Origin of the sequence: Agrobacterium sp. BT-220-3 (assembly GCF_025910175.1) — a bacterium.
GTDB classification, from domain to species: Bacteria; Pseudomonadota; Alphaproteobacteria; order Rhizobiales; family Rhizobiaceae; genus Agrobacterium; species Agrobacterium oryzihabitans.
Window position 1 is genome coordinate 1 of the sequence record NZ_JAPAIX010000033.1, and the last position, 3,373, is coordinate 3,373.

Annotated in this window: 3 protein-coding genes, 1 tRNA gene and 1 pseudogene; 3 read left to right on the forward strand and 2 right to left on the reverse strand. The window is 57.0% G+C overall.

The features are described from left to right. Positions 1–118: 118 nt before the first annotated feature. Together OK142_RS25025 and OK142_RS25030 are read right to left on the reverse strand one after the other, a co-directional pair. Positions 119–469 (reverse strand): annotated as a pseudogene (locus OK142_RS25025) (type 1 glutamine amidotransferase); the annotation flags it as partial. 127 nt (positions 470–596) lie between these two features. Next, positions 597–1,046, reverse strand: coding sequence for a DoxX family protein (locus OK142_RS25030; RefSeq protein WP_498685709.1), 450 nt, complete (start codon positions 1,044–1,046; stop codon positions 597–599). A 133-nt stretch (positions 1,047–1,179) separates the two neighbouring features. Here OK142_RS25030 and OK142_RS25035 point away from each other — a divergent pair, with 133 nt between their 5' ends. From OK142_RS25035 to OK142_RS25045, 3 genes are all read left to right on the forward strand, one after another. Further along, positions 1,180–1,485: an Rdx family protein gene (locus OK142_RS25035; protein ID WP_035241964.1), complete on the forward strand. Its 306-nt coding sequence runs from the start codon at positions 1,180–1,182 to the stop codon at positions 1,483–1,485. A 120-nt stretch (positions 1,486–1,605) separates the two neighbouring features. Continuing rightward, positions 1,606–1,692, forward strand: a tRNA-Leu gene (locus OK142_RS25040). Positions 1,693–1,963: 271 nt separating this feature from the next. Then, positions 1,964–3,178 carry a tyrosine-type recombinase/integrase gene (locus tag OK142_RS25045; protein ID WP_498685710.1) on the forward strand — a complete coding sequence of 405 codons (1,215 nt, stop codon included), beginning with the start codon at positions 1,964–1,966 and terminating at the stop codon, positions 3,176–3,178. The last annotated feature ends 195 nt before the right edge of the window (positions 3,179–3,373 follow it).

Genomic DNA, 3,373 nt, shown 5'->3' on the forward strand with positions numbered 1-3,373 from the left:
GCCAAACCGCATGGGCGATGACCTCACCGGGATAGCGATGCCGACGGTAAAGAGGATCTCGATCTGTCATGCCCCCTCATCGCACAGCGGACTCCACATTCCGTTAAGTTTACGATGCCAGGGAAACATCTTCCCAGCCAAATTCAGGCGGACCGGCCAGGATATTCTCTCCACCATAGGCGCGCGCCAGCAACTGGCTGCCGAGGCAGACACCCATCACGGCCTTATCCGCATCGCCAAAGGCTTTCATCAAAAGCGCAAGCTCTGGGAGATAGGGGTAAAGCGCATCGTCAAGGGCGTTCTGCTCACCGCCCAGAACGACAAGGGCATCATGACCACCCGCATCGGTGGGAAGTGGCTCACCCGCATAGGCGCGGATGACATGCACATCTGCTCCCGCCTCTTGCAGAGCGACGCCGAGCTGGCCATGCGGCGTGCCCGCCATGTTTTCGATAATTGCAACGCGCATATGGCCTCTTGACGACAAAGGTGGATTCAATCGGCGCAGATAGCCGCCTCAATCCACCTTCACCATGAGAAAGCCGGTTTTTCAAGAGGTACTAGTCAACAGGGCAACAAGCCAGGCCTGCTGCGCCTCAGAACTCCCGGGACAGTTTCGCGTCGGCGGAATGCCGGTTGCCACCGCGAACTGCAAAGAACAGGAATATCGCCGCCCAGAGGATCGACTTTTCCGCGCCGCCCAGGCCTTCCGCCTTTACGATGCCATGAAAATAGACCGTCACAAGAAGAACAATCATCGCAGCGAAGGAAGCCGGCCGCGTGAACAGGCCGATGGCCACCAGAATGCCGCCGAAAAATTCCGTGGCAGCCAGCAGCGGCGACCAGAAGACGCCGGGGTAAAAACCAAGGCTCTCCACCATGCCGACCGCCCCAAACGGGTTGAGGATCTTACCGAAGCCATGGGTGACAAGAAGAAGTCCTGCCGTCACACGCAGAATGGTCTCCACCAGATCATGTGTGGAGCTATAAAGCGGTGCGACCGCCGGAACGAAAAGACGCTGACGATTATTGTCGAACTGGGCCATAGGATCTCCACGTTTCAGCCTTCGATGCCTTATCTGTTGGCAAAGCCGCATGATAAGAACAAGCATCTGGCAGGTAAAAACATGAGTGTTATAGTTGACATTGTCGTGACCGCGCGCTGAAGGAGACATAATGATGACCGAGACCAAACCTCACATAGCCATCCGCTACTGCACCCAATGTAACTGGCTGCTTCGCGCCGGATGGATGGCGCAGGAGATTTTGCAAACCTTCGCTTCCGACATTGGCGAAGTCAGCCTCGTTCCCTCAACGGGCGGCCTGTTCGAGATTGCCGTTAACGGCGAGATCATATGGGAGCGCAAGCGCGATGGCGGTTTTCCGGGTCCAAAAGAACTCAAACAGAGAATCCGCGATGTCATCGACCCGGAGCGCGACCTCGGTCACGTCGACAAGACGAAACACGAAGGGCTCGACAATTGATGCGGCAAAATGTTTCAACAGCACTCAACCAAGTTTTTTCCCTTTAAAATCAATGATCGTCATAAAAGTTCAAAAAGTCTGTTGACACCGGGCGGCTGCCCTCGTACATCGCTCTCCGTCGCCCAGATGGCGGAATTGGTAGACGCGCCAGCTTCAGGTGCTGGTACTCGAAAGGGTGTGGAGGTTCGAGTCCTCTTCTGGGCACCAAATTCCTGTTTCCCAACGTTCAAGGACGTTCGAAGGAACCACAAAAAGCCCGGTTTTCCGGGCTTTTTGCTTTCTGGCGTCCGCTCCCGTTCGCTTGCAGCCGCACTTTTTGTTGGTATATCTGTTGGTACATTGATCAAACGCCGGGTTTGTCCGGGTTTTGATACCAACAGGCCCCTACAGGGAGCGCCAAAAGCCCAAGGTTTCCCGGGCTTTGACAAACCCCACCGGCCACATGGAACAGCGCTGGCGCAAGGCAGGGGATACCAACATGCCGCTTACCGATACCAACATCCGAAACCTGAAACCGTCCAGCGTACCAACAAAGTACAGCGACGGTGGCGGACTGCATGTCCTGCTCAATCCGAACGGCTCAAAGCTGTGGCGGCTTTCCTACCGCTTCAACGGCAAACAGAAGACGCTTGCCCTCGGGGCCTATCCGGCTGTCTCTCTGGCCGCAGCACGAAAGCGCCGTGACGAGGCAAAAGGGCTACTTGCGACCGGCACCGATCCCGGCGCAGCGGCGAAGGAGGAGAAGGCGGCAAAACTGGCCGTGACCGAAAACACCTTCCGCACCATTACCGAAGAACTTCTCGAAGAGAACCAGAAGGAAGGGAAGGCAGAAACCACGCTCAACAAAAAGCGATGGCTTCTGGACATGGCTTGCGCTGACCTTGGTAGCCGACCTGTAGCCGAAATCACGGCGAAGGAAATCCTCGACTGCCTCCGCAAGGTGGAAGCCTTGGGAAATCTTGAAACAGCAAGACGGATGCGCGGCACCATAGGGCAGGTATTCCGCTATGCCATCGCCACAGCAAGAGCCGACACCGATCCGACTGGCGGGCTTCGTGGGGCGCTTACAGCGCCCACGGTAAGTCACCACGCGGCTGTCACCACCTCGGACCAATTCGGCGCTCTTATCCGGGCTGTGTGGGCCTATGAGGGAATGCCGGAAACGAGAATAGCCTTGCAGCTTATGGCCCTCCTCTATCCGCGTCCGGGCGAATTGCGGCAAGCCGAATGGAGCGAATTCGACCTTGCAGCAGGAACATGGACGATACCGGCCAGCCGCATGAAGATGCGCCGTGAGCACAAGAAGCCGTTGCCCGGCGCGGCCGTCGATCTTCTCAAGGAACTTCGCAAGCTGACAGGTGACGGAGTTTTTGCTTTCCCTGCCGTCCATACGCGCCAACGGCCCATGAGCGAAAACACGCTGAACACCGCGCTTCGACGTATGGGATATTCCAAAGAAGAACACACTTCACACGGCTTCCGGTCCAGCGCCTCGTCGCTGCTGAACGAAAGCGGCCAGTGGAACCCGGACGCGGTAGAAGCGGAACTGGCCCATGTCGGTGCCGATCAGGTGCGTAAAGCCTATCACCGGGCAACCTATTGGGAAGAGCGCGTGAAGATGGCGGCGTGGTGGGCGAGAGAACTGGACCGTCTCCAGGGCGGGAACGTCATCCCATTGGAGCAACGAGCCTAGAGGACTTCTGGGTAGCGCGCACTTGGCTTCCGCTTGTCATCGTGAACAATTTGGCAAAAGGTATATGTCGTGAAGACATCGTAAAGTTAATGGCCGAGAAGCAATAGGATGACGCTGGCCGGGTTGTACCGCTTATACCCGAGCGATTTGCGCCCACAGGTCCATCGCCTGCGAACGCAATTCGCGATGATGGCT

Coding starts and splice junctions, on each gene's coding strand:
- OK142_RS25045 (WP_498685710.1), top strand. CDS start 1,964: ATGCCGCTTACCGATACCAACATCCGAAACCTGAAACCGTCCAGCGTA.
- OK142_RS25030 (WP_498685709.1), bottom strand. CDS start 1,046: ATGGCCCAGTTCGACAATAATCGTCAGCGTCTTTTCGTTCCGGCGGTC.
- OK142_RS25035 (WP_035241964.1), top strand. CDS start 1,180: ATGACCGAGACCAAACCTCACATAGCCATCCGCTACTGCACCCAATGT.